Below are 25,230 nucleotides of genomic sequence, written 5' to 3' on the forward strand. Positions count from 1 at the left end.
CGAAGGATTTCCCATGTTGAGAAGCAAACAGAAGCAAGCGGCGATCGCGCTGGAAACCCGCCTGGACGACGCCGCCGTAGAGGGCCGCAGCCCGTGGCGCGACGCCCGCATCCGCTTTTTCCGCAACCGCGCGGCCGTGGTCAGCCTGATCATCCTGTCGCTGATCGTGCTGGCCTGTATCTTCGGGCCGATGTTCCTGCCCCATACCTATGACGACACCGACTGGGACGCCATCAGCCTGGCGCCCACCTGGCAGGGCATGCACTGGTTCGGCACCGACGATCTGGGCCGCGACCTGCTGGTGCGCACCCTGATAGGCGGCCGCATCTCGCTGATGGTGGGGGCGTTGGCCACCGTCGCCGCGGTGATCATAGGCGTGCTGTGGGGCGCCAGCGCCGGCTTCCTCGGCGGCAAGATAGACAATCTGATGATGCGCATCGTGGACATGATGTACGCGGTGCCCTATCTGCTGATCGCCATCCTGATGGTGACCCTGCTGGGCCGCGAGTTCTACCTGGTGGTGCTGACCATCACCATCCTGGGCTGGATGGACATGGCGCGCGTGGTGCGTGGCCAGACGCTGTCGATCAAGTCCAAGGAGTACGTGGAGGCCGCGCGCGCCATCGGCGTGTCCACCTCCACCATCATCGCCCGCCACATCGTGCCCAATCTGCTGGGCATCGTGGTGATCTACACTACGGTAACGGTGCCGGGGGTGATTCTGACCGAATCGGTGCTGTCCTTCCTGGGCCTGGGCGTGCAAGAGCCGATGACCAGCTGGGGCGTGTTGATCGGCGACGGCACCAAGACCATGGAAACCCAGCCGTGGCAGCTGTTGTTCCCCGCCGGCATGTTGTCGCTGACCTTGTACTGCGCCAACTATATCGGCGACGGCCTGCGCGACGCGCTGGACCCGAAAGATCGATGAGCCCGAGGTAGAACCATTATGAGCATTTTGAAAGTCAGCAATCTCGGGGTCCAGTTCCAGACCAACGACGGCATGGTCAACGCCGTCAACGGCGTCAGCTTCGAACTGGACAAGGGCCAGACCCTGGGCATCGTCGGCGAGTCCGGCTCCGGCAAGAGCCAGACCGTGTTGTCCATCATGGGCCTGCTGGCCCGCAACGGCTCCACCAGCGGCGAAGTGCTGTTCCACGGCAAAGACCTGCTGACGATGGGCGCGCCGGAACTGAACGCCATCCGCGGCGACCGCGTGTCCATGATCTTCCAGGACCCGATGACCTCGCTGAACCCCTACCTGACGGTGGAGCGGCAGATGACCGAGGTGCTGGAACTGCACAAGGGCATCAGCCGGCGCGCGGCCAAGAAACGCGCGATCGAACTCTTGGAAGCGGTGCGCATTCCTGAAGCGGCGCGCCGCGTGGACATGTATCCGCATGAATTCTCCGGCGGCATGCGCCAGCGCGTGATGATCGCGATGGCTTTGCTGTGCGAGCCGGAAGTGCTGATCGCCGACGAACCCACCACCGCGCTGGACGTGACGGTGCAGGCGCAGATCCTGACTCTGCTGAAGGACCTGCAGCGCGACTTCGGCACCTCCATCATCATGATCACCCACGACTTGGGCGTGGTGGCCGGCCTGTGCGAAAAAGTGATGGTGATGTACGGCGGCCGGGTGATGGAATACGGCGACGCCGACAGCATCTTCTACCACCCCAGCCATCCTTACACCATAGGTCTGCTGGGCGCGCTGCCGCGGCTGGACCACGACGGCAGCGAACTGGTCAGCATTCCCGGCAACCCGCCCAATATGGCGCACATGCCCAAAGGCTGCCCGTTCTCCGAACGTTGCCAGCACAGCACCGAGCGCTGCGCCGACGAACTGCCGCTGCTGCAGGCCAGCAGCCACAATCCGCAGGTGATCCGCGCCTGTCACAAGCCGGCCGTCGAGCTGGCGCAAGCAGCCCAGGAGGTGGCCCATGTCTGAACAAGCCAAGCAGGCCATTCTCTCGGTGCGCGACGTCAAAGTGCACTTCCAGGTCAAGGGCGGCGACAGCTGGCCGTGGAGTCCCAAGAAAACCCTGAAGGCGGTGGACGGCGTCAGCTTCGACCTTTACGCCGGCGAAACCCTGGGCGTGGTGGGCGAATCCGGCTGCGGCAAGTCCACGCTCAGCCGCGCCATCCTCAATCTGATTCCCGCCACCGACGGCGAAATCGTCTGGATGGGCAAGGATCTGCGCAAGGGCAGCGACAAGGATTGGCTGGCGGTGCGCAAGGACATCCAGATGATCTTCCAGGACCCGCTGGCCTCACTCAATCCGCGGATGACGGTGGCGCACATCATCGGCGAGCCGCTGCGCGTGCACAAGCCGGAGCTGGGGCCGGAAGAAGTGATGCGCCGGGTCAAGGCGATGATGGCCAAGGTGGGCCTGCGCGAGCAGATGATCAACCGCTATCCGCACGAGTTCTCCGGCGGCCAGTGCCAGCGCATCGGCATCGCCCGCGCGCTGATCCTGGAGCCCAAGCTCATCATCTGCGACGAGCCGGTGTCGGCGCTGGACGTGTCCATCCAGGCGCAGATCATCAACCTGCTCAAGGAGCTGCAGCGGGAGATGGGTCTGGCGCTGATCTTCATCGCCCACGACCTGGCCGTGGTCAAGCACATCTCCGATCGCATCCTGGTGATGTATCTGGGCCGCGAAATGGAGCTGGCGGAAAAGTCCGCGCTGTACGACGCGCCGTCGCACCCGTACACCCGCGCCTTGCTGTCGGCGATTCCGATTCCGGATCCCAAGCTGGAAAAGAACAAGGTGATCCAGATCCTGCAAGGCGACCTGCCCAGCCCGATCAATCCGCCGTCCGGCTGCGTGTTCCGCACCCGTTGTCCGCAGGCGGAGACGCGCTGCGCTCAGCAGCCCACGCCGCTGCGCCGCGTCAGCGAGCAGAGCCAGTCTTCCTGCCTGCTGGCCTGAGCCGGATTTCGCCCCGCGCCAGACCGCCCCTAGGGGCGGTTTTTTCATGCATGGCTGCGGCCTTCGCTATAGTGGCGGGGTGGCATCAAGCAAAAATCCATACATGAAAACCACGCTCAAAATCGCCACCGGCCTGCTGGCCGCGCTGGCCTTGGGGTACTCGGCGCTGCTGTGGGCCGATTCCGACGCCTTGTGGAATATCATCAGCCGGCAGTGCTTGCCCAATCAGCAAGCCGCCGGCCAGCCGGCGCCCTGCGCCGAAGTGGACCTGAGCGGCGGCGAGGCCGGCGGCTACGCGGTGCTGAAAGACCGCAACGGCTGGCTGCAATACCTGCTGATTCCCACCGTCCGCCTCAGCGGCATCGAAAGCCCAGAGTTGCTGAACGAGCGCGCGCCGGACTACTGGGGGGCGGCCTGGCGCGCGCGCAGCTTTCTGGAACAGCGCTACGGCCGGGCTATCCCGCGCGAACTGCTGTCGCTGACCATCAATTCCCAGTACGGGCGCACCCAGAACCAGCTGCACATTCACATCTCCTGCACCGACGCCACCGTGCGCCAGCAACTGGAGGACCTGAAGGACAGCCTGAGCGAAGAGTGGCGGGAATTGCCGGTGGAGCTGCAGGGCCACGCCTATTGGGCGCGGGCGGTGGCCGCCAAGGCCGACGGCGGTCCCGAGGTGGACCCGTTCAAGGCGCTGGCGGCCGGGCAGCCGGAAGCCGGTCTGGACATGGGGCGCTACGGTCTGGCGCTGGTGGCGACGCGCTTGGCCGACGGCCGCGACGGCTTCATCCTGTTGAGCAGCCGCGCCAGCCTGATAGGCGCCAACCGCGCCTCGGTCGAGGAATTGCAAGATCACGGGTGTCCGGCGCTGCGCGCCGGCGAGCGGGGCGCGCCTGCTAATGGTTCGTATGCGTTGCGTCGCCGCGACAACCATTCAGCGCCCGCTTGGCCGCCGGCTTAGCACGCTTGCGGAAAAACCTTTGTGTTGGCAAGGGTTTGCCGGCGGCAGCGATTGAGAGTCCGTGACCGGAGGATGGCGGGTAGTTATGCCAATCGCTTTTCAAGCGGAGGCAAAGCGGATAGCATCCGTCTGCTTTGTTTGTAAACTGAATCTGTAAGTTAAATAAGAGACTGACACAATGAAAAAATTCGCTCTGACCGTTTTGGCTGCTGCCTGCCTTTCCGCTCCGGTACACGCTTTTGATCTGGGCGCCATGATAGGCGCCGGCACCGACCTGGTGAAATCCGCCACCCTCAGCGACGCCGACGTCAAGGCCATGGCCGCCGAATCCAGCGTGGTGATGGACAAGAAAAACAAGGTGGCTCCGGCCTCCAACGCCTACTCCAAGCGCCTGGCCAAGATGGTCAAGGGCCTGGACAGCGAAGACGGCACCAAGCTGAACTTCAAGGTCTACCTGACCAAGGAAGTCAACGCCTTCGCCATGGCCGACGGCACCGTGCGCGTGTACAGCGGCCTGATGGACAAGATGAACGACGACGAAGTGCGCTTCGTCATCGGCCATGAAATCGGCCACGTGAAACTGGGCCACACCAAGAAAGCCATGCAACTGGCCTACGCCACCTCCGCGGCGCGCAAAGGCGCGGCCGGCAGCGGCAACAGCGTCGCCAGCAGCCTGTCCGAATCCGAGCTCGGCGGTTTCGCCGAGGCGGTGGTGAACGCCCAGTTCTCCCAGTCTCAGGAAAGCGACGCCGACGCCTACTCGGTGGGCTTCCTCAAGCGCCACAACTACAACGTTCAGGGCGGCCCGGCCGCTTTGCGCAAGCTGGCGGACCTGTACGGCAACGACAGCAGCCTGCTGTCCAGCCACCCGGCCCCGGGCGACCGCGCGGTGAAGCTGGAAAAGCAGATCCAGGGCATGTAAGCGGCGCTCGTCCGCAAGCAAAAAGCACCGCCACGGCGGTGCTTTTTTGTTGCCGGGACAGAGGCTAGCTGCGTTTGGCCTTGGGCGGCTTGGCCAAGTGCTTCAAGGCTTGCGCCACCGCCACCAGGCCAAAGGTGGCGGTGACCGTCATCGCCGCGCCGAAGCCGGCGCAGGACAAGCCCTGAGGGCCGCGGGCCTCGCCGACGTCGCAAGCCTGTTGTTCCTGCGTGTCCGGATAAACCAGCTGTTCGGTGGAGAACACGCAGGGAACATGCAGCTTCTTGCCGGGTTCGCGGCTGAACTGGTGGTGACGGCGCAGGTTGTAGCGCAGCTTGGACAGCAGCGGGTCGTAGGTGACCTCGCCCAGGTCCGCCACCCGGATCAGCGTCGGGTCGGTCTGACCGCCGGCGCCGCCGGACACGATGAAGGGCTGGCGGCGGCGCGCGCACCAGGCCGCCATCGCGGTCTTGATGCGCAGGCTGTCGATGCAGTCGATGACGAAGTCGTAGCCCTGGCCCAGCATCTGTTCCAGATTGTCCTCGGTGACGAAGTCCTCGATCTCGATCACCTGGCAGGCCGGGTTGATCGCGCGCGCGCGTTCGGCCAGCGCGGTGACCTTGGCCATGCCGTAGTTGGGGTCCAGCGCCGGCAACTGGCGGTTGGTGTTGGACTCGGCCACATTGTCCAGGTCTATCAGGGTCAGTTTGCCGATGGCGCTGCGCGCCAGCGCTTCCACCGCCCAGGAGCCGACGCCGCCGACGCCGACCACGCAAACGTGGGCGGCCTGGAAGCGGGCCAGCGCCTCCGGCCCGTAAAGACGGGCGATGCCGCCGAAGCGGCGTTCCAGATCTGCGTTGTGGGTGTCCATGCCTGCAATCGTCAACAATCAAATCGGCGAAGGATACTGCAAGCCCCGGCAACTGACCAGTGCGGCGGCCATCGAAGCGGGGCTTGCCCGCGGTCAAAAAAACCACAGTTAAGTGGCTGATTGCTGGGAACCTTTCGCCGGCGGAGCTATCCTTCACTTCAGGTCGGCCATGAAGCGCTTCCTGCTCTTCCTCTGGCCGGCCGGCCTTTGTCACAGCAAGGGAGATTCCCATGAAGCAGCAAAGATTCGATATTGATCTGGACAAGCATTACAACGCCACCGTCGTGGTCGCCTGCGAGGAATGCGGCCATGAAATCCGCCATCATCTCAAGTCCCTGCATCCCGACAGCGTGTTGCGCTGCCATTGCGGCGCCCATGTGGCCATGAGTCCGCTGACCGTTCAACAGGCCGAGCGCCGCGTAAGCGAGATCAAGCAATCGTATCGAATCCATTAAGCCACTGCTGACAATCTGAGAGTGTTTCCACCGGCCGTTTCAGGCCGGATTCGCCGGGCATAACCCGGCCTCCCGCAGCAGCGACACGGCGACCGCAAGGTCGCCGTTTGTATTGGCCGGCCTCGCTGCGCGGCGATCAGTCCGCGGCCAGGTGGGCGTCGTAGTCGCGGAAGCCGTTCTCCACCGCCGGCAGGATGTCGACGAACTCGAAATAGGGTTCGGTGGCGAGCTTGCTGTCGCGCAGCGCGTCGATCAGATAATAGAAGTCCTTGATCGACTCGGTTTCGAACAGCGCGATGTCGCTGCAGCGGGTGGTGAAGGCCTCGGCGTCGAACCAGCGCATGCGCACCGCCGGATAGCGCGCGTAGATGGGGCGCAGGGTTTCCGCTTCGAATTGCCGGCGTTCGGGCCGGCTCAAGCGCAGCCAGTTGGGGTGGACGCGCAGCAGCGCGAAGAAGGCGTAGCTTTGGCTCATGATTCCGCTTTCATTGAGGGTTGACGACGCTTTCAATGTATCCGCCCTTGTCAGCGGGTAAAACTCGTGTTTTGCTAAGCGTTTGCCGCCGTCTTTTTGCTGTCGGCCCCATGACCGCGGCGCAAGCTTTCCGCCCTTACGGACCGCAGCATGCCCATGATCCCGCAAGCCCGCAAATTGCCCAGCCAAGCCCGTTCCCGCCACGCGGTGGCCGCCATCCTGGAGGCGGCTGCTCGCATTCTGGAGCGCGACGGCTATGCCGGGCTGACCACCAACAAGGCGGCCGAGCTGGCCGGCGTCGGCATCGGTTCCTTGTACCAGTACTTCCCCAACAAGCAGGCGCTGGTGGCGGCGCTGCACCGCCGCCACGGCGAGGAAACCCTGGGCACGGTGCGGGAGGCCTTGCGGCTGAGCGCCGGCCTGCCGTGGCCGGCGCAGCTGGAACAGCTGGTGTCCGCCTGCCTGCGGCTGCATCTGGCCGCGCCCGGGCTGCACCGGGTGCTGGAGCGGGAGTGGCCGCAGTTCGACGCGCCGCCGGCGGACAATCCGCTGGACGCGGCGCTGCTGGACTGCGTGGCCGAATGGCTGGCCGGCGGCGGCCTGCCCGTCGAGCGCGCGCCGCGCCTGCTGAGGATGGCGGACAGCCTGATTCACGGCCTGGCGCTGGACGGCGCGCCGGACGAGGCGGAGCTGACGCGCTGCGTCGCGGCGGCCTTGACCGCCTACCTGGCCTTGCCGCGGCAAGGCCCCGAGATTTCCACTTAGCGAAGGAGACAAGCATGCAATGGATTGATGTGCGCAGCGATACCGTGACCCAGCCGACGCCGGCGATGCGCGAGGCGATGTTCAACGCCGAGGTGGGCGACGACGTCTACGGCGACGATCCCACGGTGCAAGCGCTGGAACAGCTGGCCGCGGAAAAGCTGGGCAAGGAGGCGGCGCTGTTCGTGCCCACCGGCAACTTCGGCAACCAGCTGGCCATCTTCACCCACTGCCGGCGCGGCGACGAAGTGATTCTGGAAGAGGGCTGCCACATCGTCTGGCACGAAACCGGCGGCGCGGCGGTGATAGGCGGCGTGCAGCTGCGCACCATCGCCGGCGTGGACGGGGTGATGGCGCCGGAGGCGATAGCGCAGCGCATCCGCGTCGGCGAGGACATCCACTGGCCGCGCACCAGCTTGATCTGTCTGGAAAACGCGCATTGCAACGGCCGGGTGATTCCCCTGGCGGCGATGGCCGCCAGCGCCGATGCGGCGCGCCGCCACCAGGTGCCGGTGCATCTGGACGGCGCGCGCATCTTCAACGCCGCCGCCTATCTGGGCTGCGAGGCGCGCGACATCGCCCAATACGCCGACACGGTGATGTTCTGCCTGTCCAAGGGCCTTGCCGCGCCGGTGGGCTCCATCCTGGCCGGCAGCGCCGATTTCATCGCCCGCGCGCGCCGCAACCGCAAGCTGCTGGGCGGCGGGATGCGCCAGGCCGGCGTGATCGCCGCGCCCGGCATCGTGGCGCTGAACGAGATGGTGGACCGGCTCAAGGACGACCACGCCAACGCCCGCTACCTGGCCGAGCGGCTGGCGGCGCTGCCCTGCGTCGAGGTGAAGCTGGAGGACGTGCACATCAATATGGTGTGGTTCCGCTTCACCGCGGACATCGACGTGGCCGAGTTGATGGCCGCGTTGCGCCAGGCCGGCGTCAAGGCCAATCCGCCCGAGGGCGGCCTGATGCGCATCGTCACCCATTGGCAGGTGCGGCGCGAGGATCTGGACCGGCTGGTGGACGCGCTGCAACGGGTGTTGTCCGACTGAACGCAGGCCCGGCGGCTATAAATAAGGGGCTGCGGCGTGAAAACGGGAGGCGGGATGAAACGATGGCTGGGCGCTTGCTGCGCCGCGCTGGCCTGCGGCGGCGCCCCGGCGGGCGCGCTGGACGAGGTGCGGCTGTTCAGCAGCGACGATCCGCCCTATGTGGAACTGGGGCCGGACGGCCGGATCCGCGGCGGGCTGGCGGTGGCGCCGGTCCTGGCCATCCTGGACAAGCTCGGCCTGCCGCCGTCGCGCATCGAGACGGTGCCGTGGGCGCGCGCCTACGAGGAGGCCAAGACCCGGCCGGGCGCGGTGATCTTTCCCATCGCCAAGACCCGGGAGCGGCTCAAGCACCTGAACTTCGCGGTCAAGCTGCTGGATTCCGACGTGTATTTCTATCAACTGGCGTCGCGCCGCGACATCCAGGCGCCGACGCTGGCGGCGGCCAAGCGCTACTCGGTGTGCGTGGTGCTGGGGGACTACCGGCAGGAGTATCTGAAGGCGGAGGGCTTTCCTAGGCTGGACCCGACCTCCGACTCCAGCATCAACGTCAAGAAGCTGGCGTCCGGCCGCTGCGACCTGCTGCCCTCCACCGAGATCGGCATGCGCAGCAAGCTCAAGTCCCTGGGTCTGGACGCGGCGCTGGTGCGGCGCGGCATGAAGCTGGCGCAGCTGGACAGCGCGCTGTACGCCGCCTTCAACCGCGACACCGCGCCGGCGGTCATCGCCCGTTTCAAGGCCGCCGCGCGGAGCGCGGATTAGGCCTTGGCGGCCGGCAGCGGCAAGGCCGTCAAGGCCAGCACGGCTTCTACGGCATGGCGCTGGGCTTGCGGCGCCAGCGTTTGCTCCCGGCCGTTGCCGCGCAGGATGGACAGGCCTTCGATCAAGGCGACGATGAGCACCGCGCGCTCCCTGACGGCGCTGTCGGGCGCGTCCGCCGGAGCCTCGCGGCGCAGCAGCGCGCAGACCCGGTCGGTGTAGCCGGCGTAGAAAGTCTTGAGCGCCGCGTCGGCGGCCTCGTTGCGGCTGGACAGCGCCCACAGCTCCCAGAGCAAGGCGCAGCCGCCGTGCTGAAGCTGGGTCGCCAGCACAAAGTCCAGCGCGCCGACCAGGCTGGCCGGCGCGTCCAGCATCAGTTCATCCCAGTCTTCCAGGTAGCGAACCATGACGCCTTCCATCACCGCGTCGATGTTCTTGAAGTAGTACTGGACATGGCTGATGCCCACCTGGGCTTCCGCCGCGATGGCGCGCATGCGGAAGCCCTGTCCGCCGTCGCGGGTCAATACCCGCATCGCCGCGCGCAAAATCGCTTCCCGTCTTTCCTCTCCTTTGACCGACATCCTTCCTCCTTCGTGATCGTCCAGCGTCGCTGATGCGCCAGTTTAATTGTTCAAACGACCAAGTTCATGTTTTAATATTGGTCAATTGACCAAAACAAGGGTGGGGCATGACTTCTTCAAGCGTTGTTCTTGTCGGCGGCAGCGGCGTGGTGGGCGCGCAAGTGGCGTCCTTGCTGGCGCGGCGCAGGCCGGATCTCAAGCTCGTCATCGCCGGCCGTCGTCTAGACGCGGCTAGGGCTGTGGCGGAGCGATACGGCGCCGAGGCGTTGGCGATGGATGTGGACGCCCCGGTCTTGCCGGCGCATCTGAAAGGCGCGCTCATCGTCGGTTTGGTCAACGACGCGCATGACCGGCTGCTGCGCCTGGCGCTGACTCAAGGCCATGCCTATCTGGACATCACGCGCTGGACGGAGAGACTGAAGCAGGCGTTGCTGACCGTGGCCGCCCATGGACGGCCCAGCGCGCCGGTGGTCTTGTCATCGGCCTGGATGGCCGGCGTGGCCAGCCTGGCGGCGCGCGACGCGGCGAGGGCCATCGCCGAGGTCGAGCGCGTCGGCATCGACATCCTGTTCGCGATGGCCGATCAGGCGGGGCCCAACTCCACTGCCTACATGGATCGGCTGTCCGAGCCTTTCCACACTATGGAGCGGGGGGAATGGGTTCAGCGCAGCGGTTTTCTAGATGGCCACGCCGCCGACTTCGGCGCCGGCGGCCGCCACCGGGTTTACCGTTTCGATACCCCGGATCAAGCAAATCTGCCCGCCATCGTCGGCGCAGCGCAGGTGGACGCGCGCATAGGTTTCGACGACGGCAAAGCCACCGCCTTGCTGCATTTGCTGGTGCGCAGCGGCGTATGGCGGCTGCTGTCGCGGCCGATGTTCAACAGCGCGCGGCGGGCGCTGCTCTACAATCCGGGGCCGGGCGCGGCTCACCGCATCCGCATTGCCGTTGCGGGCAAGGACGCCGCCGGCCGGCCGTGCGAAAAAACCGTGCAACTGGCGGATCCCTTGGGGCAGTCGCACTTGACCGCCTTGGGCGCCGTCTTGCAGATCGAGCATTTATTGGGGGCGGACGCGCCGCCCGCCGGCGTCTATCTGGGGGAAGCGCTGCTGGACCCCGAGCACGCCTGCCGCCAGCTGCGGGGGGAGGGTGTGGAGATCTCCGCGGTCTGAACTTCGGGCGCAGCGGGTGTGGCGCATTTGGCGTTGGCGGCGCGGGGTGCTAACCTCGCGGCCATTGATCCGCAACCGTGATGACGCCGATGTCCGACTATAACGCTCCCGATCCCCACGCCTGGCTGGAAAACCTGGACGATCCCGCCGCCGCCGAATGGGTGGCCGCGCAGAACGCGCGCGCCCAGGCGCTGCTGGACGCCGACCCGCGTTTCGCCGGCCTGCGCGACGAAATCCTCGCCCATCTGCGCGACACCCGCCAGATCCCGTTCTGCGCCGAGCACGACGGCTGGCTGTACAACTTCCACCAGGACGAAGCGCATCCGCGCGGCATTTACCGCCGCACCACGCTGGCGGCCTACCGCGCCGCCGAGCAGGACTGGCAGATCGTGCTGGACATCGACGCGCTGGCCGAAGCCGACGACGAGGACTGGTATCTGGACGGCGTGTCCCATTGCACGCTGGCGCCCTTGCAAGCCATGGTGCACCTGACCGCCGGCGGCGGCGACGCCGGCATCGCGCGCGAATACGATCTGGCCGCAGGAACCTGGCGGCCGGACGGTTTCAGCTTTCCGGAAGGCAAGAGCCATGTCGCCTGGCGCGATCCGGACAGCGCCTGGGTCTGCCCCGGCTGGCCGGGCGCGCCGCTGACCCGTTCCGGCTACCCGCGCGAAGTGTGGCTGGTGGAGCGCGGCGAGGAGGGGCGGCATGCCTGGAGCCAGGTGTTCGCCGCCGGCGAGGACGCGATGATGGTGGCCGCCTGGCGCTTCCTCGACGCCGACGGCGCGCCGCTGGACCTGATCGAGTGCTCGGACAGCTTCTACAGCAAAAGCTACCATCTGATCGACGCCGAACTGGAAACCCAGGCGCTGCCGCTGCCGCCCAAGGCCGAGCTGGAGGCTTATCTGCACGGCGATTTGATCGTCAAGTTGGCCGAGGACTGGAGCGCGGCCGGAACCGTCTATCCGGCGGGCGCGCTGCTGGCGGTGGCGCTGGAGCCGCTGCGGCAGGGGCGCATCGCCGCGCAATGGCTGGTGGCGCCGCAGCCGCGCTTGGCGGTGGAGTCAGTGGAGACCACGCGCGCCAGCGTGGTGGTCAATCTGCTGGACCAGGTCAAGAGCCGGCTGCTGGCCTTCGACAAGGCGGACGGCGTCTGGCGCGAGCGCGAGTTGCCCACGCCCAGCGGCGGGGTGATCGAGTTCGCCGACCAGCCCTGGGACAGCGACATCCTGTGCTACAGCTTCAGCGATTTCCTGACCCCCACCGGCCTGTACCGGCTGGACGTGGCCAGCGGCGAGCAGGAATGCCTGCGCCGCCAGCCGGAGGCTTTCGATCCGGCCGATTTCGTCGCCGAGCAATGGCAGGCGCGCGCGCCGGACGGCGAAAGCATTCCTTACTTCGTGGTGCGTCGCCGCGACGCGCCGCTGGACGGCGCCGCCCCCACCTTGCTGTACGGCTACGGCGGCTTCGAAGTGCCGATGATGCCTTACTACGTGGAGAACTTCGGCCCGCACTGGCTGCAACGCGGCGGCGCCTTCGCGCTGGCCTGCATCCGCGGCGGCGGCGAGTTCGGCCCCGGCTGGCATCAGGCGGCGCAGGGGGTGAACCGCCAGGTGGGTTTCGACGACTTCATCGCGGTGGCGGAAGACATGGTGGCGCGCGGCCTGACCACGCCGGCCAGGCTGGGCATAGAGGGCGGCAGCAACGGTGGCCTGCTGGTGGGCGCCTGCATGACGCAGCGGCCGGAGCTGTTCGGCGCGGTGGTGTGCGAAGTGCCGCTGCTGGACATGCTGCGCTACACCGAGCTGCTGGCCGGCGCCAGCTGGATAGACGAATACGGCGACCCGGACGATCCAGAGCAACGGCCGGCGCTGGCGGCGTACTCGCCCTATCACCGGCTGCGCGGCGATCTGGCCTATCCGCTGGCGCTGTTCACCACCAGCGCCAAGGACGACCGCGTGCACCCGGCGCACGCGCGCAAGATGGTGGCGCGGATGCGGGAACTGGGCCACGACGCGCTGCTATTGGAAACCGAGGCCGGCGGCCACAGCGGCAACGCCGGCCAGGAGCAGACCGCGCAGGAATTGGCGCGGGTGCTGGTGTATCTGTATCAGCGGCTGATGGATTGAGCGGGGGCGGGGGTTGCGGCCAACAGTGTCGGCAACTCCTCCAGGAAGGCCGCGCGCGAGCGCACGCCGGCGGTGCCCGGCTCTTTCTTGTCGTCCTGGATCAGGCGCACGAAGACCAGCGAGCGTTCGCCCTTATTGGCCCAGCCCACGTACCAGCCGTAGGGGTGTTCCTCGTCGAACTCGCCGTCCGCCTTGCGCGGATAGGCCATGCCGGTCTTGCCGTGAGCCTGCCAGCCGTCCGCCGCCGCGCTGGTTTCCACGATCTTCATCGTCAGCTCCTGCGCGCGTTTGGACACCGGCAGTTCCAGGTTGACCAGCTTGCGCAGGAAGGCCAGTTGCTCCAGCGGCGACACCTGCAGCGATGAGGCGATCCAGGAGCGTTCCAGGCCGTTGCGCTTGCCCGGGTCGCCGCTGAAGTCGGCGTTGCCGTAGCCGAAGGCGTCGGCGTAACGGCCCAGCCGCTCCTCGCCCAAGGCCTTGGCGATCTGCTGCGAATACCACACCACTGAATACTTCAGCCAGCGCACCGGATCGGTGGGCTGTTTCCAGTTGTCGCCGCCCCAGTCCACGTAGCCGTCTCGATACGGCAAGGCCGGCTGGTGCTCGCTCTGGAGGAAGCCGGAATCGAAGCCCATCACGCTGAGCGGAATCTTGAAGGTGGAGGCCGGGGTGTAGCGTTGTTCGCAGCTGCCCTGTTGCAGCAGGATGTCGCCGCTCTTGGCGTCGGCCAGCAGCGTGCACAGCGTGGCGGCGTGGGCGGGCAGGCTGAACAGGCCGGCGCAGATCAGGCCGGCGGCGAGACGTGGTGTGCTCATGATGTTTCCCTTGATTGGATTCGGCGCGACGCATCCGCTGGGACCGCCGCGGTCTGGAGTCAGATGGGGCACCGGATTCCAAAGTTCCGCGCGCAGCCGGGTTCAGCCTGCAGCCTGTTGCTTCAGCCAATCGCTGGGCGGCAATCCCAGCCGCTGCGCGAAGACCCGGCTGAGCGCGGCGGGGCTGGCGTAGCCCACTTGCGCGGCGATGCGCTTGATCGGCTGTCCCTGGCGCAGCTGGTGGCGGACGACGGACAGCCGCCAGTCGGTCAGGTAGTCCAGCGGGGCGAGGCCGACCTGCTCGCGGAAGCGGGCGGCGAAGCGCGCGCGCGACATGCCGGCCTGCTCCGCCAGCAGCTCCACGGTCCAGCCGCGCTCCGGGCGCTCATGGATGGCGTTGACGGCGCGCGCCAGCCTGGGATCGGACATGGCGGCGAAGATGCCGCTGTGGATCTGGCCGGCGTTTATCACCACGCGTATCGCCTGGATCAGGAAGTATTCCATCAAGCGGTCCAGCGCCGCCTGGCGGGCGAAGCGATCGGAGAAGGCTTCGTCGAACAGCAGTTGCAGCGTGGGCAGCAGGTTGGGGGTGTCGTCCAGATAGAGCACCAGACACTCCGGCAACGCCAGCGCCAGCGGGCCGCCGGTCTTGAAGCCCAGGTCCAGCGTGGCGCAGACCAGATCGGCGCCGCGCTCCCCCACCGGCAGCAGGGTATGGGCGCTGGGGCGCGGAAACAGCAGCGCGCAGGGACGGTCGGTGTCCAGCACCAGCGCGTCGCGCAGCGTGCAACTCAGGCGGCCGCCCTTGAGCAAGTGCAGGTGGCCGGCGGTTGCGCCGGGGTCGAAATCGACCAGATGGCATAGATTGCCATGGTGGAACACGCGCGCGGAAAACGCGCTTTGCTGCAACAAGGGTGTCAACAGGTCCATTTCGATACGATCTGCAAAGTTTTCGAGACGATAGACGTCTGATTGTATTGCAAGATGGCTCCTGTGCAGTCCCCATCGTCGTTCAACTTGAGATTCAGGAGCCCGTCATGTCCCGCATCCCCACCGTAAACCGCAATCAAGTCAGCCCGGAACTGGGCGCCACTCTGGACGCCGTCAAGGCCAAACTGGGCATGGTGCCCAATCTGTTCGCCACCTTCGCCCAAGCGCCGGCGGTGCTGAACGCCTATCTGGGCTTCTCCGAGGCCTTGACCAAGGGCAAGCTCAGCGCGCGTCAGCGCGAAGTGATCGCCTTGGCCGCCGCCCAGGCCAACGCCTGCCAGTACTGCCTGTCCGCCCATACCTTGATGAGCAAGGGCGCCGGCCTGAGCGAGGCCGACATCCAGGCGGCGCGCGCCGGCCAGGCGGCCGACGCGCAGACCGGCGCGATCGCCAAGCTGACCGCGCAAATCGTCGGCCAGCGCGGGGCGCTGTCGGATCAGGACCTGGCCGCGGCGCGCGCCGCCGGCGTCGACGACGGCCTGCTGGTGGAGGTCATCGCCGCGGTGGCGCTGAACACGCTGACCAATTACGCCAATCTGATCGCCGGCACTGAGATTGATTTCCCGGTGGTGGACTTGTAGACGGCGCTTGACGTCGATTGAAAGCGGCCGAGGCTAGGCCGGTGTACTGAGGTATGCCGGCGGCCTCGGCCGTTTTCGTTTTGGTCTTGCCACCGCGCAGTTAAGACCCGCTAACAAAACCCCTGACCCTGCGTTGCGCCTCCTTGTCGTACTACGGTGCCTGCGTCGGCGCGCCTTGGCTCAGGTATGCTGCGCGGTTTTGTTAGCGGCTCTTAAGAGCCTGTTCAAAATCTCGCGAGATCGTAAGAACGTTCTCAGCCGCCGTCTTGGTCGGCTGCTTCCGCCGGCGGCTCGCCTATCAGGTAGCGCGGTCCTTCGCCCAGGCTGGCCGCGCGGTCGCCGGGGTTGTACAGCGCGCACTGGCTCAGCGACAGGCAGCCGCAGCCTATGCAGTTGCCCAGCCGGTCGCGCAGCCGGGTCAGTTCGTCTATGCGCTGCTGCAGGCGCGGCAGCCAGTCCGCGGACAAGGCCTCCCAGTCGCGCGGGGTCGGCGTGCGCTGGCTGGGCAGCGCGGCCAGCGAGCCGCGGATGTCGTCCAGGCTGATGCCGACGATCTGGGCGGCGCGGATGAAGGCGACGCGGCGCAGCGCGTCGCGCGGGTATTGGCGCTGGCCGCCGGCGGAGCGGGCGCTGTGCAGCAGGCCCTGGGTTTCGTAGTAGCGCAGGGCGCTGGCGGCGACGCCGGAACGGCGCGCCAACTCGCCTATGCTGAGCCAGGGACAGGGTTTGGGGACGGGAGAGGCGGGCATGAGCGGACTCGCTTGACTTAAAGTTGACTTTAACTTTTATCGTGTCGGCATGAATTTTTCAAGGAGGACGCCATGAACGCGCCAAGCCGTCACACTGAACTGCATGCCTTGCTGGACGCCAACCATGAGTTTTCGCTGATGCACAGCGACACCACCAACCATTGCCCGATGGCGCTGACCGCGCTGGCGGAGATGGGGGCGGAGCCGCATCAACTGCGCGCATTCTTCGATTTTTGGGAAAGCGAGCGCGCCCAGCCCGCGGAAGCGGCGGACTACGATATCGGCTGGGGCCGCTGGGACGCCGCGCTGGGGCGGCTGGACACCTTCCCGGCCTTGTTGCGGGTGATGGAGGAGAGGGTGGCGGCGCGCGGCGTGGAAGACACCGCGCGCGAGGTGCTGGGCAGCCTGCCGTTTTCGCCCGGCGGCGGCGCCTTTCATCCGCTGATCCGCCTGGCCTTCGCCCTGCGCGCCGGCCACGCCGGCGAGGCGGCGGCGGGCCTGGCCTATTATCTGAGCAGCTATCTGCGCCTGCCCGCCGGTCTGGACGCGCGCGCGCCGGCGGCTTCGGCGGAGGACGGGTTGGAGCGCTTGTCGCAGGCGCTGGCCGGCTGGAACAGCCCGGAGTACTGGATACAGGAGCGGTTCGAAGAGGTGCTGGCCGATGCGCGCTTCGCCGCCGCGCTGCCCGGCGCGCCGCAAACGCCGGACTGGCTGGACGCCTTGGCGCGGGCGGCGTTGCGGGTGTACTGGCAGACCGACAACTTCACCGCCCTGCACATGGTGACGGCGACGCTGGCGCTGCGCGACGTGCTGGAGCATCTGCCCGGCCTGCCGGCGGAGGATTGGCATCCGGCGCTGTGGCAGACCTTCTGCGTCGCCTATGTGTCGATCGGCGCGCCGGCGCTGGAGGCGGAGACTCTGCCGGACGCGCAGCCGGCCTGGTCTCTGTTGCTGCAACGCGCGCTCAATGTGCGCAACGAGCATGTGATCAAGCTGGTGTACGCCTGCCACCGCGAGTTCCAGCGCAGCGGCGACGTCTTTTATCACGCGGCCGCGGCGCGGGCCTTGTGGGACGCGGTGTGAGTCACCAGTCCTCCATCTCCTTGGGCACGCCGCCTGACATGATCGCGTCCTGCATCCATTGGGTCATCATGCTTCCGATGCCCATATTGCTCACCAGCGATGTCAGTAATGCGGTGTGCAGCGGCGAGTGCTCGTCGATCTGCTCCAGGGTGCGCTGGATCATGTCGTTCTTCTGCTTCAAGGTGGTGAAGGCCAGCTCGCCGGTGGCCGGGTCCTTGAAATCGCGCAGCAGCTTGCCGACGGCGTCGGCGTAGCGCTGCTTGTCCTCTTGCGAGTCGGTCGCCGGCGGCGGCAGCCCGCGCAGCGCTGCGAGAAAGGCGACCGCGACGGGGTCGGACTGGAAGTCCGGCCATTTGAACGGCGGCGGATCCACCGGCTTGGCGTCGCCCGTCTTCGGGGTTTCCGTCGGCGGCGCGGCGCCGTCGGCGTCTTGCGCCGCGGCCAGCAGCCGTTGCTGCAGCGGGATGAGGTCGTCGCCGGCCGCGGCGGCGCGGCCCAAGGCGGAGGGGGGCAGCGAGGGGATCATTCCGGGCTCCTGTCTGCGGCGGCCAAGGCCGCCAGGTCTTGTTCCAGCCGCGCGATCAAACCGCGCAGCGCCTGCTCCGACAAGCGGCGGCAGTCCTGGGGCAGGGGCTCCAGGCATTGCAGCAGCTGGCGGCTGGCCGGCTCCACGTATTGTTCCGGCGAGAACTCCGCCGCCTGGTCCGCGCAGCGCATCATGAAGCGCGTGTCGGCGTGATAGTCGATCTGGATGGCGCCGGGCCAGTTTTCCGTCAGCAGCGTCATCAGCTGCGGCTGCAGCGCGCGGGCGCGCTTGGGTAGTTGCAGGTAGAGCGTGGCGTCCGGCTGGTCCAGGTCGCGCAGCCATTCGTCCAGCAGCAGCAGCAGGGTGTCCGGATGGTCCACCGCGGCGGCCAGCATCGCGCGCGCTTCTTGCTCCAGCCGTTCGCGCCAGCGCCAGGCCATGGCCTGGCTGGCGGCGAAATGGCCGGCGGTCTGTTCCAGCGCGGCGAGCATGCCTTGCTGGTAGCCAGCCTGGCAGGCTTGCTGGCGCAGGGTTTCCGCCTGGCGCTCGGCGTCGCGCAGCACGCGCTGCGCCTGTTGCCGCGCCTCGCGTTCCAACTGGTCGGCGCGTTCGGCGCGGCGCAACTGGCCGCGGCGCACCAGCACGCCTTCAGCGGCGGTCGGAGGGCGGGTTGTGGGGATGTCTCTGGGCATGTTGTAGGGCCAAGGTCAGAATCAGGGCGTCGGCGGCCGGCTGCGGCGGCGCGGCGTCGGCTTCCGGCGGAAACAGCAGCGGCAGGCGTTGCGCCAGCGGGCGCGGCAGCCGTTCGCGCCAGGCTTGCAGGCGGCCGTAGCCGGTGAGCAGCAGCGCGCCGTGGCTGAGCGCCGGCCGTTGCGCGGCGGCGGCATCCGGCGGCAGCGCCACGGAGGCGAAGTCCTGCGCCCAGTCCGGCAAGCGCAGCAGGCCGGCTTGCCAGCCCAGGCCGGCGCGCAGCGCGTGGCAGCCCAGCAGATAGGCGGTTTGCGGCAGCCGCCGCCAGTGGCGCAGCCATTGCCGCGCCAGCGGGTCCAGCTGGGCGTCGGCGCAGTCGCTGTCCAGCCGATAAGCGGAAATCACCAGTTCATTGGCCGCCGCGCGCGCGGCGGCGGAGGCGGTCAGCGCCGGCGGCAGAACCAGCCGCCGCGGGTGCAGATAGGCCAGCGGGTCGTACAGCAGCGCTTGCAGCGCCGGGGAACGGGCGGCCGGCGGTTTACTCATGTCCGGCCTGCGGCTCGGCGGCGGGCGGCGCTGCCGCGGCTTTGGGCGCGCGGCGTTGCCACAGCCAGGCCGCCGCCGCGCCCAGAAGCGCGATCAGGGCCACGCCGGCCATCAGCCAGTTCAGGCCGGAGCCGCGTTCTTCCGCCGGCGCGGTGGGCGCCTGCTGCTGCGCCTCGCTGCGGCGCGACAGCACCACCGAGATATTGTCGTAATCGATGTCGGCGAAGCTGTTCTTCAGGAAACGTTTGATGTCGTTGACCATCTGCGCCGGGTCCACGTCGCGGTCGTACACCGCCAGCGCGGACAGGTGGATAGGTTTGGCGGCGCGGCCGCCTTCGCCGGAATCCAGGTCGTAGCTGACGTGCACGCGCGCGGACAGCACGCCGTCCATGGTCTGCAGCGACTGCTCCAGCCGCTGCTCGATGGCGGAATACAGCCGCGCCTTTTCCGCGCGCGGCGAGGACACCAGCGAATCCGCCGGGAACATCTGCGCCACTTCCACCCGCGGCCGCGACGGCAGGTTGTAGGCCTTCAGCCAGTCCACGGCGGCGGCGAAGTCCGGCTGCGCCACGGCGATGCTGAAGCCGGTCTTGCCGCGGTCGGTCTTGTCGGCCTCGATATTGTGGCGCTGCAAGACGGCGATCACTTCATTGGCCTGCTGCTGATCCAGGCCCTTGAGCAAGTCCTTTTGCTGGCAGCCGGTCAGCAGCAAGGCCAGCAATACGGCTTTGAAACCATGGCGGATCATGAGCGCAGCAGGCTTTCTACCGCGCCCACGGTCTTGCGGGTGAGGGTACTGATCATGGACACCTCCAGGTTGTAATTGGATGTGCGCTGCTGCAGCTCCATCAGCATGGCCGGATTGCTCAACAGACCCGGCTGTTCCAGCCGTTGCAGGATGGCGTCTTTTTCCATGCCTATGTCGACGGCGTTTTGCGAGAAGGCCTGGATCAGGCGGTCGTCCAGCGACACGAGATTGTGCTCGGAGCGAGTGATGTCACTGGCCTGGGTGGTCAGCGCGTCCAGCGAGCGGGCGGCGATGGGGGTCATGGGTGGCTCCAGGAGCGCCGGCGCAGCCGGCGCCGGGGTTTAGCGGAAGTTCTGAATGATGGCCGCGTCGATGTCCTTGAACACCTTGACGGTGTTGGACTGGGCGTTGCGGTACAGGTTGTACTCGGACAGTTTGCTTTGGTAGTCGGCCAGGATCTTGGGGTTGGACGGGTTCTTGTTCAGGTCGTCCAGAGCGGTTTTCAGGTCCTTTTGTAGGTCCGCGACGCCCTTGTCGAATTCGCCGGACATATCGCTGAGCGTCCAGTCTTTGGAGGGGAGGTCGATTGCCATGGTGGTTTGCCTTTGGGTTTACAGGGGTTTGGGGAAATACCAGTGGCCAGTCGCCATCTTGACGTAACCCTGGTTGCCGTACTTGAAGGACTTGCCCTTGAGCCAGTCGTCCTTCAATTCAATGGCGAATTGCACGTAGCGGCCGCCCCATTGGCGGTAGTAGTCGTCGACGAAGCGGCGCGCGCGCAATAGTTCGCCGTCGTCCAGCGCGCCCTGGATCACGAAGGTGACGCCGTTGGGCTGCTCGCTGCGGGTGAAGGGCAGCGCCTGGCGCGACAGGCCGGTTTCGGCCTGGCTCGCGGCGGCGGCGTCGTCCACCGGCACGATGTCCACCGCGTCGGCGTAGGGCATCTGTTCGGCCAGCCGCTGCGACAGCGCCTGGCTGGCCGGGCCGCCCAGCGCGGCGCGCTGCTGGCTGACCCACAGCTGCGGCCGGCGCGGGTCGTCCAGCTGCAGGCGGTAATAGGGGAGGTGCGGGTAGTGGTCGGCCAGCCAACGGCCGACGCGTTCGTTTTCCTGCTGCGGGCTGAGCACTTGCGCCGGGCGGTTGTAGTCGCCGCGCGCCAGCACTTGCCGCGCCCAGGCGCTGTCGCGCTCATTGGCGGCGGCGACGTAGAACACGCCGTCGCGGCCGGGCAATACCTGGAAGCGCTGGCTGTCGCGTCCCAGCAGCGCGTTCAATTCCGAGGCCTGGCGCTGCGGGGTGTTCCACAGCCAGTAGCCGCCGCCGGCCAGCAACAGCGCGGCGATCACCGCCAGCGCCACCGCGGCGGCGGCGTGGCGGCGCGCCGGCTTCTGCTCCGGCGGCGGCGCGTCCTGGCCGTGGCCCAACACTTCCGGCGACCAGGACAGGTGTTCCGGCCGCAGCGCCAGCTCCAGCGCGCCGATGCGCAGCGGGCGGTTGAACTCGGCCGGACGCTCGTCCGTGCCGGCGTCGCGCAGTTCGCGCAAGGTCACGCGGTCGGGTTCGGCGCGGTCGATCAGCACTTCGAAATTGATGCCGCCCTGCTCCAGCGGAATGAATAGGGCGTCGGCCGGCAATTCCGGCAACTGGCCGGTCTCGGTCAGCGCGGCGGCCGGGCCGACCAGGAACAGGGTCTTGCCCGGCTGCAACAGGAATTCGCAGCCGCGCAGCGGGCTGTTGAGCAGGCGGACCACGATGGGCGCCGGCGCGGAGAGTGTGATGTCTTCAGCTGCCATGGTGTCTGTCGGTGAGTGCGCAAGATTCTGCGATGTTGGCATCCACTTTACGGACATGCGGGGACGGATTCCTGATGGAAAACCGATGAAATCTCGGGAGGGGAATCAGATTCGGGGGAGGAGGGAAAAAGCATGGCGGCGTGCCGCGAAGACGGCGGCCGCCATGTAAAGGGGGATCGGGGATGGCGCGGCTTCAGCGCTCTTGGGCGCCGGCGGCCCGCGCCGCCATTCTTTGTTCTCTAAGGATCTGTCGTTCTTTCAACTCGTTGATGAGCTCCTTTCCCGCCGAGGAGGCGGCGTGATTGGAAGCCGGCTCCTTGCGCAGTTTTTGGCTCTCTACATCGCGCAATTGCTGTATGTCGGCCGCCGGGGCCGCCGCGTTGACGGGCGGCGTCGCCGCGGGCAGCGCGAGCGGGGCGGGAGAAAGCGAGCGAATCATGAGAGTTCCTTGCTTGGGGGTGGGGCGGCTTGGCGCAGCTTCTGGTAGCGCCGCCACACTTGCTCGGCGTAACGCATGCGCAAGGCGCGGCGGTTGGGCGCGGTGCCGGCGTTGTAAGCGCCCACCGCCTCCCAGGAATAACCGTAACGTTTCATCATCTCGGCCAGGATGGAGGCGCCGACGACCACGGACAGGCAGGCGTCGCCCATCAACTGCGGCTCGGTGACGCCCAGCCGCCGCAGCCGCGGCAGATGGGTGCTGTTGATCTGCATCAGACCCAGGTCCCGGCTGCCGTCGCGGTTGCGGCCCACCGCGTCCGGCTTGAGCCCGGACTCCTGTTGCGCGATGGCGTAGAGCAGGTCCGGCGCGATATTGAACATGCCGCCGGCGCGATCCCAGCAGTCCGCCCGCGCGGCGCCGGCGCACAAGAAGAGAGCGGACAGCAGACAGGCGCGGATCACGCCGCCTCCGGCTGGCAGGGCTGGGCGTGTTCCGCCAGCTCGCTCAGACGCGGATCGTGGCGCCAGGCCTTGATCCACAGATAGCCTTCGGCCTGCAATTGGCGCCAGTGCTGAATGGCGGCCTCCGGGCCCTGCGCGGCCAGGATCAGCGGCAGCAGGCTGGAGCGCACCTGGCGGCTGTCCACCTTGGCGAGGAAGGCGCGCAGCGCCGGCAGCGCGGCGTCGCCGCGCCGGCAGTAGTCCACATAGCTGTGATTGAGGGCGAGCAGGCCGGCCTCCTCGCCGGAGTCGCGCACCGCCTGGACCAGTTCGTCGGCTTGCGCGTGCTGGCCTTGCAGTCCCAGCAGCAGCGCCAGCACGCTTTGCAGCACCGGGTGGTTCTGCCCGTATTGGCACAGTTGGCGCTTGCCCAGCGACACCGCGTCGTCGATGCGGCGCTCGTAATAAGTCAGCCACAGTTTGAGGATGCTGGCGGCGATGCGCGAGGGGTCGCGCTCCAGGCAGGCGTCCAGCGCCTGCTGCGCCTGGGCCAGCTTGCCGGACAGGAATAAATGCCAGGCGTGGTAGTAATGGATGTCGACGGCGTCCGGCGCCAGCATCCGCGCCTGCTCGAACAGCGCCTCGGCCACCGCCTGCTCCGAGCGCATGCTGCTGAGCAGGGCCAGCAATCCCAGCGCCTGCGGGTTGGCCGCGTCCAGCTCCACCGCCTTGTTCACCGCCTGCTGCGCCTGGATCAGCGCCTGGGCCTGGTCGAACAGGCCCAGCTGGGCCAGGGTCAGATAGCACTCGGCCAGGCTGCAGTAAGGCAGCGCGTGGCTGGGGCCGGCGTTGACGCACTGGCGCAGCAGCATCAGCGCGCGGCGCAGGCTGGACGGGGTGTGTTGCTGCAGTTCGTGGCGGCCGTTCAGATAGGTGATGGCCATGTCCAGCGAGCCCAGCTCGTTGTTCTGGCCCTGGTTCCAGCGCAGGCCGGGAATGCGTTGCGGCAGCAGGCTGGCCAGCCGAGTCTGCAGCGCGGTGATCGGCTGTTCCGGGCTCAGCTCTATGCTTTCGTGATGGATCAGCTGGTGGCCGGCGGCGCGCACCAATTCCACCCGCAGCTTCCAGACGCCGCCTTGCTGCAGGGTCTGGCCGGCCAGGTAGTAGTCCGGGCGCAGCTGGTCGATCATCGCCACGATGTCGGTGACGTCGCGGCAGTTCTGGGTGATGGTGGCCGGCAGCACGATCAGGCCGAACGGCGAGTAGCGCGACAGGCATTGCACCAGGGCGTTGTGCAGGCTGACCGCGTCCAGCTGCGGATGGGTGCGGAAAGGGAGCACCGCCACTGAGCACTGCGCTGCCAGCGGGGTGGGTTTGGACACCATGGCCACTGGGCGGCTGAAGCGGTAGCCCTTGCCGTACACCGTGTCGATGTAGCGGCAGTCCTTGGTTTCCAGCAGGATGCGCCGCAGCGCGTAAATGCAGCGGGTCAGCGATTCTTCGTTGACCTCGCCGTCCGGCCAGACGCGGTCCAGCAGCGCGTCCTTGCTGACCAGCTCTCCCGCCGCTTCCAGCAGGGTGGTCAGCACCGCCAGCTCCTTGGGCGGAATGCTGATCTGCTGCTCTCGGTGCAGCAGCATGCCGTCGAAGTGCAGGACGAAGTCGCCAAAAACAAATTGCCTGTTCATGAAGCCATCTTTATGTAACGCCATCTTCTAGTTCCTCTTGCGCGCAGGGCGCAATAGCGCATGGCGGACCATGCGGATCGAGTCGACCAATACCGCGACTTGTGTGCTGTTCCCCGTAGCATCGCGGCATGTCGGCGTGTTTTTTGTTCGGTGGATCTGTTGGGTGATTTGCGCTGGTTCTTGGGGCCGGCTGCGGATTCGCATCGCGCGGCGTGTGTCCGCCGCTTCCCGCCCGCTGTCGCCTGGAATTGCCAGTGTCGTCAACTGGCGCTCAAAACCTTTATCCGGTCATAAAAACAGAGAGAGTGGATGGTACTTTTGCCGACGAGGGCCAGCTTGCAAAAAATGTTCAGCGAATGACATGGTCTTGTTTGTCCTGTTGTTATGTCATTGGGTTGATGTGGATGTTTTTGATTTCCTTCGCATAATTGAGTGTATGTAGGAATACTACGTGAGGGAGTGCTTGCTACAAATGGGAAAACTCTCAAAAACGAGGGGGCGGCATGGACGGGGCCGCGGCCGATTTATGCAAGTTAGGCCAGGGGCGTTGGGGTAGTTTGACGCTGTCGCCGAGCATGCGCCGGCGGCCCCTCATCACCGTCGTTCTGGCCTCGCCGCCAAATCAGGAGCGTTTCAAATGTCTTTTAATGTTTCGTCGAAGCCGCCCGCCGCCCCATCCCGTTTGGCGGCGCTGTCCGAGCCGCAGCCAAGCGCGGCGTCCGCGCCGACGCAAAGCCCGTTCGCGGCCGCGCTGCGTAGCGGCGGCATGACGGCGTTGGAGCCGGCTGTCGAACAGAAGCCGGCGCCCAACAGCGCCGACGCCTGGCAGGCCGTGAGAGCCGACCTGGCTCGGGATTGCGCCAAATATCGCGATTTAGCGGCCCAGGGCTTGAAAGACGCGACGGTCAGCCAGGAGACGCGCGGGCAATTGCAGAGACTGTTGCTGGGCTGGGCGGAGATGGGGCGGGAGTTGCAGTCGGACAGGCCGTCGCCGCTGGCGCTGGCCGCGAATTTGAAAGCCGGCAACGGCGAAAACTAGACAGGCGCTACGGGCCCGACCCGGCGTTTGAGCCGCGATGCGG

Annotated in this window: 30 protein-coding genes; 14 read left to right on the top strand and 16 right to left on the bottom strand. The window is 67.0% G+C overall.

Translation table 11 applies throughout. The features are described 5' to 3' along the window. Window positions 1-13 precede the first annotated feature (13 nt). The 5 genes from VK98_RS05540 to VK98_RS05560 all read left to right on the top strand — a co-directional run bounded on the left by VK98_RS05540 (window position 14) and on the right by VK98_RS05560 (window position 4,816). A complete protein-coding gene (locus VK98_RS05540; protein ID WP_039755096.1) occupies window positions 14-928 on the top strand; it encodes an ABC transporter permease subunit in 915 nt (304 codons plus the stop codon). 18 nt (window positions 929-946) lie between these two features. Continuing rightward, window positions 947-1,948, top strand: coding sequence for an ABC transporter ATP-binding protein (locus VK98_RS05545; protein WP_048413076.1), 1,002 nt, complete (start codon window positions 947-949; stop codon window positions 1,946-1,948). Beyond that, window positions 1,941-2,933, top strand: coding sequence for a murein tripeptide/oligopeptide ABC transporter ATP binding protein OppF (gene oppF, locus VK98_RS05550; RefSeq protein ID WP_048413077.1), 993 nt, complete (start codon window positions 1,941-1,943; stop codon window positions 2,931-2,933). The genes VK98_RS05545 and oppF overlap by 8 nt, the downstream gene beginning before the upstream one ends. Before the next feature lie 103 nt (window positions 2,934-3,036). Then, the gene (locus VK98_RS05555; protein WP_053077235.1) at window positions 3,037-3,894 is read left to right on the top strand and encodes a CDP-diacylglycerol diphosphatase; all 858 of its coding nucleotides are present in this window, start codon (window positions 3,037-3,039) and stop codon (window positions 3,892-3,894) included. A gap of 178 nt (window positions 3,895-4,072) precedes the next feature. Beyond that, complete coding sequence (locus tag VK98_RS05560; RefSeq protein ID WP_082158766.1) at window positions 4,073-4,816, top strand: M48 family metallopeptidase; 744 nt, start codon at window positions 4,073-4,075, stop codon at window positions 4,814-4,816. 64 nt (window positions 4,817-4,880) lie between these two features. Here the strand turns inward: VK98_RS05560 and tcdA are convergent, their stop codons facing one another. Continuing rightward, window positions 4,881-5,684: a tRNA cyclic N6-threonylcarbamoyladenosine(37) synthase TcdA gene (gene tcdA, locus VK98_RS05565; RefSeq protein ID WP_048413079.1), complete on the bottom strand. Its 804-nt coding sequence runs from the start codon at window positions 5,682-5,684 to the stop codon at window positions 4,881-4,883. A 230-nt stretch (window positions 5,685-5,914) separates the two neighbouring features. Between tcdA and VK98_RS05570 the strand changes: the two genes are divergently transcribed. Further along, window positions 5,915-6,139 (top strand): hypothetical protein, encoded by a 225-nt coding sequence (locus tag VK98_RS05570; protein WP_048413080.1) that lies wholly within the window; start codon window positions 5,915-5,917, stop codon window positions 6,137-6,139. A gap of 136 nt (window positions 6,140-6,275) precedes the next feature. On the opposite strand, the gene VK98_RS05575 is transcribed toward VK98_RS05570, so the two are convergent. Further along, complete coding sequence (locus tag VK98_RS05575) at window positions 6,276-6,614, bottom strand: darcynin family protein (protein WP_048413081.1); 339 nt, start codon at window positions 6,612-6,614, stop codon at window positions 6,276-6,278. A gap of 150 nt (window positions 6,615-6,764) precedes the next feature. On the opposite strand from VK98_RS05575, the gene VK98_RS22670 reads away from it, so the two are divergent. Genes VK98_RS22670 through VK98_RS05590 form a run of 3 tightly spaced genes read left to right on the top strand, consistent with a single transcriptional unit; the run spans window position 6,765 to window position 9,181 of the window. After that, entirely contained in the window at window positions 6,765-7,379 is a 615-nt protein-coding gene (locus VK98_RS22670) for a TetR/AcrR family transcriptional regulator (RefSeq protein WP_082158767.1), read from the top strand. A 14-nt stretch (window positions 7,380-7,393) separates the two neighbouring features. After that, entirely contained in the window at window positions 7,394-8,422 is a 1,029-nt protein-coding gene (gene ltaE, locus VK98_RS05585) for a low-specificity L-threonine aldolase (protein ID WP_048413082.1), read from the top strand. Between the two features lie 54 nt (window positions 8,423-8,476). Continuing rightward, on the top strand, window positions 8,477-9,181 hold the full coding sequence (locus VK98_RS05590) for an ABC transporter substrate-binding protein (protein WP_048413083.1): 705 nt from the start codon (window positions 8,477-8,479) through the stop codon (window positions 9,179-9,181). Here VK98_RS05590 and VK98_RS05595 read toward each other — a convergent pair. Next, the gene (locus VK98_RS05595; protein WP_082158768.1) at window positions 9,178-9,759 is read right to left on the bottom strand and encodes a TetR/AcrR family transcriptional regulator; all 582 of its coding nucleotides are present in this window, start codon (window positions 9,757-9,759) and stop codon (window positions 9,178-9,180) included. The genes VK98_RS05590 and VK98_RS05595 overlap by 4 nt on opposite strands. Window positions 9,760-9,866: 107 nt before the next feature. On the opposite strand from VK98_RS05595, the gene VK98_RS05600 reads away from it, so the two are divergent. Together VK98_RS05600 and VK98_RS05605 are read left to right on the top strand one after the other, a co-directional pair. Further along, a complete protein-coding gene (locus tag VK98_RS05600; RefSeq protein ID WP_048413085.1) occupies window positions 9,867-10,931 on the top strand; it encodes a saccharopine dehydrogenase NADP-binding domain-containing protein in 1,065 nt (354 codons plus the stop codon). Window positions 10,932-11,020: 89 nt separating this feature from the next. Beyond that, window positions 11,021-13,060, top strand: coding sequence for a prolyl oligopeptidase family protein (locus tag VK98_RS05605; protein ID WP_048413213.1), 2,040 nt, complete (start codon window positions 11,021-11,023; stop codon window positions 13,058-13,060). Here the strand turns inward: VK98_RS05605 and blaOXA are convergent. Together blaOXA and VK98_RS05615 are read right to left on the bottom strand one after the other, a co-directional pair. Beyond that, a complete protein-coding gene (blaOXA, locus tag VK98_RS05610; RefSeq protein WP_048413086.1) occupies window positions 13,042-13,875 on the bottom strand; it encodes a class D beta-lactamase in 834 nt (277 codons plus the stop codon). The two genes, VK98_RS05605 and blaOXA, sit on opposite strands and share 19 nt — an antisense overlap. A gap of 102 nt (window positions 13,876-13,977) precedes the next feature. After that, window positions 13,978-14,805 (bottom strand): AraC family transcriptional regulator, encoded by an 828-nt coding sequence (locus VK98_RS05615; protein ID WP_048413087.1) that lies wholly within the window; start codon window positions 14,803-14,805, stop codon window positions 13,978-13,980. 107 nt (window positions 14,806-14,912) lie between these two features. On the opposite strand from VK98_RS05615, the gene VK98_RS05620 reads away from it, so the two are divergent. Next, on the top strand, window positions 14,913-15,446 hold the full coding sequence (locus VK98_RS05620) for a carboxymuconolactone decarboxylase family protein (protein WP_048413088.1): 534 nt from the start codon (window positions 14,913-14,915) through the stop codon (window positions 15,444-15,446). A 254-nt stretch (window positions 15,447-15,700) separates the two neighbouring features. Here the strand turns inward: VK98_RS05620 and soxR are convergent, their stop codons facing one another. Continuing rightward, on the bottom strand, window positions 15,701-16,195 hold the full coding sequence (soxR, locus tag VK98_RS05625) for a redox-sensitive transcriptional activator SoxR (RefSeq protein WP_048413089.1): 495 nt from the start codon (window positions 16,193-16,195) through the stop codon (window positions 15,701-15,703). 72 nt (window positions 16,196-16,267) lie between these two features. Here soxR and VK98_RS05630 point away from each other — a divergent pair, with 72 nt between their 5' ends. Further along, window positions 16,268-17,278, top strand: coding sequence for a questin oxidase family protein (locus VK98_RS05630; RefSeq protein WP_048413090.1), 1,011 nt, complete (start codon window positions 16,268-16,270; stop codon window positions 17,276-17,278). Between the two features lies 1 nt (window position 17,279). Here the strand turns inward: VK98_RS05630 and VK98_RS23645 are convergent, their stop codons facing one another. The 10 genes from VK98_RS23645 to VK98_RS05680 all read right to left on the bottom strand — a co-directional run bounded on the left by VK98_RS23645 (window position 17,280) and on the right by VK98_RS05680 (window position 24,172). Further along, window positions 17,280-17,804, bottom strand: coding sequence for a hypothetical protein (locus VK98_RS23645; protein WP_053077238.1), 525 nt, complete (start codon window positions 17,802-17,804; stop codon window positions 17,280-17,282). After that, on the bottom strand, window positions 17,801-18,496 hold the full coding sequence (locus VK98_RS05640; RefSeq protein ID WP_048413091.1) for a hypothetical protein: 696 nt from the start codon (window positions 18,494-18,496) through the stop codon (window positions 17,801-17,803). Before VK98_RS05640 ends, VK98_RS23645 begins: the two co-directional genes overlap by 4 nt. Beyond that, window positions 18,453-19,040 (bottom strand): type III secretion apparatus protein OrgA/MxiK, encoded by a 588-nt coding sequence (locus VK98_RS05645; RefSeq protein ID WP_048413092.1) that lies wholly within the window; start codon window positions 19,038-19,040, stop codon window positions 18,453-18,455. The genes VK98_RS05640 and VK98_RS05645 overlap by 44 nt, the downstream gene beginning before the upstream one ends. Beyond that, window positions 19,033-19,788, bottom strand: a complete 756-nt coding sequence (locus tag VK98_RS05650) for an EscJ/YscJ/HrcJ family type III secretion inner membrane ring protein (protein ID WP_048413093.1) — start codon at window positions 19,786-19,788, stop codon at window positions 19,033-19,035. Before VK98_RS05650 ends, VK98_RS05645 begins: the two co-directional genes overlap by 8 nt. Continuing rightward, window positions 19,785-20,090 (bottom strand): type III secretion system inner rod subunit SctI, encoded by a 306-nt coding sequence (sctI, locus tag VK98_RS05655; RefSeq protein ID WP_048413094.1) that lies wholly within the window; start codon window positions 20,088-20,090, stop codon window positions 19,785-19,787. The genes VK98_RS05650 and sctI overlap by 4 nt, the downstream gene beginning before the upstream one ends. A 39-nt stretch (window positions 20,091-20,129) precedes the next feature. Next, window positions 20,130-20,381, bottom strand: a complete 252-nt coding sequence (locus VK98_RS05660) for a type III secretion system needle complex protein (protein ID WP_048413095.1) — start codon at window positions 20,379-20,381, stop codon at window positions 20,130-20,132. Between the two features lie 18 nt (window positions 20,382-20,399). Further along, window positions 20,400-21,581, bottom strand: coding sequence for a PrgH/EprH family type III secretion inner membrane ring protein (locus VK98_RS05665; protein ID WP_082158771.1), 1,182 nt, complete (start codon window positions 21,579-21,581; stop codon window positions 20,400-20,402). Window positions 21,582-21,774: 193 nt separating this feature from the next. Then, window positions 21,775-22,020: a hypothetical protein gene (locus VK98_RS05670; RefSeq protein WP_048413096.1), complete on the bottom strand. Its 246-nt coding sequence runs from the start codon at window positions 22,018-22,020 to the stop codon at window positions 21,775-21,777. Then, window positions 22,017-22,481 (bottom strand): type III secretion system invasion protein IagB, encoded by a 465-nt coding sequence (gene iagB, locus VK98_RS05675; RefSeq protein WP_304413550.1) that lies wholly within the window; start codon window positions 22,479-22,481, stop codon window positions 22,017-22,019. The genes VK98_RS05670 and iagB overlap by 4 nt, the downstream gene beginning before the upstream one ends. Next, a complete protein-coding gene (locus VK98_RS05680) occupies window positions 22,478-24,172 on the bottom strand; it encodes a HilA/EilA family virulence transcriptional regulator (RefSeq protein WP_048413097.1) in 1,695 nt (564 codons plus the stop codon). Before VK98_RS05680 ends, iagB begins: the two co-directional genes overlap by 4 nt. A 613-nt stretch (window positions 24,173-24,785) precedes the next feature. On the opposite strand from VK98_RS05680, the gene VK98_RS05685 reads away from it, so the two are divergent. After that, complete coding sequence (locus VK98_RS05685; RefSeq protein WP_156187772.1) at window positions 24,786-25,187, top strand: hypothetical protein; 402 nt, start codon at window positions 24,786-24,788, stop codon at window positions 25,185-25,187. Window positions 25,188-25,230: the final 43 nt, after the last annotated feature.

It is taken from the genome of Chromobacterium sp. LK11 (assembly GCF_001043705.1).
GTDB lineage: Bacteria > Pseudomonadota > Gammaproteobacteria > Burkholderiales > Chromobacteriaceae > Chromobacterium > Chromobacterium alkanivorans.

Bases quoted from the DNA above. Each gene is read 5' to 3' on its own strand.
- VK98_RS05640 (WP_048413091.1), bottom strand. From the start codon at position 18,496: ATGCCCAGAGACATCCCCACAACCCGCCCTCCGACCGCCGCTGAAGGC.
- VK98_RS05615 (WP_048413087.1), bottom strand. From the start codon at position 14,805: ATGGACCTGTTGACACCCTTGTTGCAGCAAAGCGCGTTTTCCGCGCGC.
- VK98_RS05590 (WP_048413083.1), top strand. From the start codon at position 8,477: ATGAAACGATGGCTGGGCGCTTGCTGCGCCGCGCTGGCCTGCGGCGGC.
- VK98_RS05620 (WP_048413088.1), top strand. From the start codon at position 14,913: ATGTCCCGCATCCCCACCGTAAACCGCAATCAAGTCAGCCCGGAACTG.
- VK98_RS05555 (WP_053077235.1), top strand. From the start codon at position 3,037: ATGAAAACCACGCTCAAAATCGCCACCGGCCTGCTGGCCGCGCTGGCC.
- sctI (WP_048413094.1), bottom strand. From the start codon at position 20,090: ATGACCCCCATCGCCGCCCGCTCGCTGGACGCGCTGACCACCCAGGCC.
- VK98_RS05665 (WP_082158771.1), bottom strand. From the start codon at position 21,581: ATGGCAGCTGAAGACATCACACTCTCCGCGCCGGCGCCCATCGTGGTC.
- VK98_RS05605 (WP_048413213.1), top strand. From the start codon at position 11,021: ATGTCCGACTATAACGCTCCCGATCCCCACGCCTGGCTGGAAAACCTG.
- VK98_RS22670 (WP_082158767.1), top strand. From the start codon at position 6,765: ATGCCCATGATCCCGCAAGCCCGCAAATTGCCCAGCCAAGCCCGTTCC.
- VK98_RS05680 (WP_048413097.1), bottom strand. From the start codon at position 24,172: ATGGCGTTACATAAAGATGGCTTCATGAACAGGCAATTTGTTTTTGGC.
- VK98_RS05560 (WP_082158766.1), top strand. From the start codon at position 4,073: ATGAAAAAATTCGCTCTGACCGTTTTGGCTGCTGCCTGCCTTTCCGCT.
- VK98_RS05685 (WP_156187772.1), top strand. From the start codon at position 24,786: ATGTCTTTTAATGTTTCGTCGAAGCCGCCCGCCGCCCCATCCCGTTTG.
- VK98_RS05540 (WP_039755096.1), top strand. From the start codon at position 14: ATGTTGAGAAGCAAACAGAAGCAAGCGGCGATCGCGCTGGAAACCCGC.
- VK98_RS05570 (WP_048413080.1), top strand. From the start codon at position 5,915: ATGAAGCAGCAAAGATTCGATATTGATCTGGACAAGCATTACAACGCC.
- VK98_RS05575 (WP_048413081.1), bottom strand. From the start codon at position 6,614: ATGAGCCAAAGCTACGCCTTCTTCGCGCTGCTGCGCGTCCACCCCAAC.
- VK98_RS05670 (WP_048413096.1), bottom strand. From the start codon at position 22,020: ATGATTCGCTCGCTTTCTCCCGCCCCGCTCGCGCTGCCCGCGGCGACG.
- tcdA (WP_048413079.1), bottom strand. From the start codon at position 5,684: ATGGACACCCACAACGCAGATCTGGAACGCCGCTTCGGCGGCATCGCC.
- oppF (WP_048413077.1), top strand. From the start codon at position 1,941: ATGTCTGAACAAGCCAAGCAGGCCATTCTCTCGGTGCGCGACGTCAAA.
- VK98_RS05650 (WP_048413093.1), bottom strand. From the start codon at position 19,788: ATGATCCGCCATGGTTTCAAAGCCGTATTGCTGGCCTTGCTGCTGACC.
- blaOXA (WP_048413086.1), bottom strand. From the start codon at position 13,875: ATGAGCACACCACGTCTCGCCGCCGGCCTGATCTGCGCCGGCCTGTTC.
- VK98_RS05645 (WP_048413092.1), bottom strand. From the start codon at position 19,040: ATGAGTAAACCGCCGGCCGCCCGTTCCCCGGCGCTGCAAGCGCTGCTG.
- VK98_RS23645 (WP_053077238.1), bottom strand. From the start codon at position 17,804: ATGATCCCCTCGCTGCCCCCCTCCGCCTTGGGCCGCGCCGCCGCGGCC.
- VK98_RS05595 (WP_082158768.1), bottom strand. From the start codon at position 9,759: ATGTCGGTCAAAGGAGAGGAAAGACGGGAAGCGATTTTGCGCGCGGCG.
- VK98_RS05630 (WP_048413090.1), top strand. From the start codon at position 16,268: ATGAACGCGCCAAGCCGTCACACTGAACTGCATGCCTTGCTGGACGCC.
- VK98_RS05600 (WP_048413085.1), top strand. From the start codon at position 9,867: ATGACTTCTTCAAGCGTTGTTCTTGTCGGCGGCAGCGGCGTGGTGGGC.
- soxR (WP_048413089.1), bottom strand. From the start codon at position 16,195: ATGCCCGCCTCTCCCGTCCCCAAACCCTGTCCCTGGCTCAGCATAGGC.
- VK98_RS05545 (WP_048413076.1), top strand. From the start codon at position 947: ATGAGCATTTTGAAAGTCAGCAATCTCGGGGTCCAGTTCCAGACCAAC.
- VK98_RS05660 (WP_048413095.1), bottom strand. From the start codon at position 20,381: ATGGCAATCGACCTCCCCTCCAAAGACTGGACGCTCAGCGATATGTCC.
- ltaE (WP_048413082.1), top strand. From the start codon at position 7,394: ATGCAATGGATTGATGTGCGCAGCGATACCGTGACCCAGCCGACGCCG.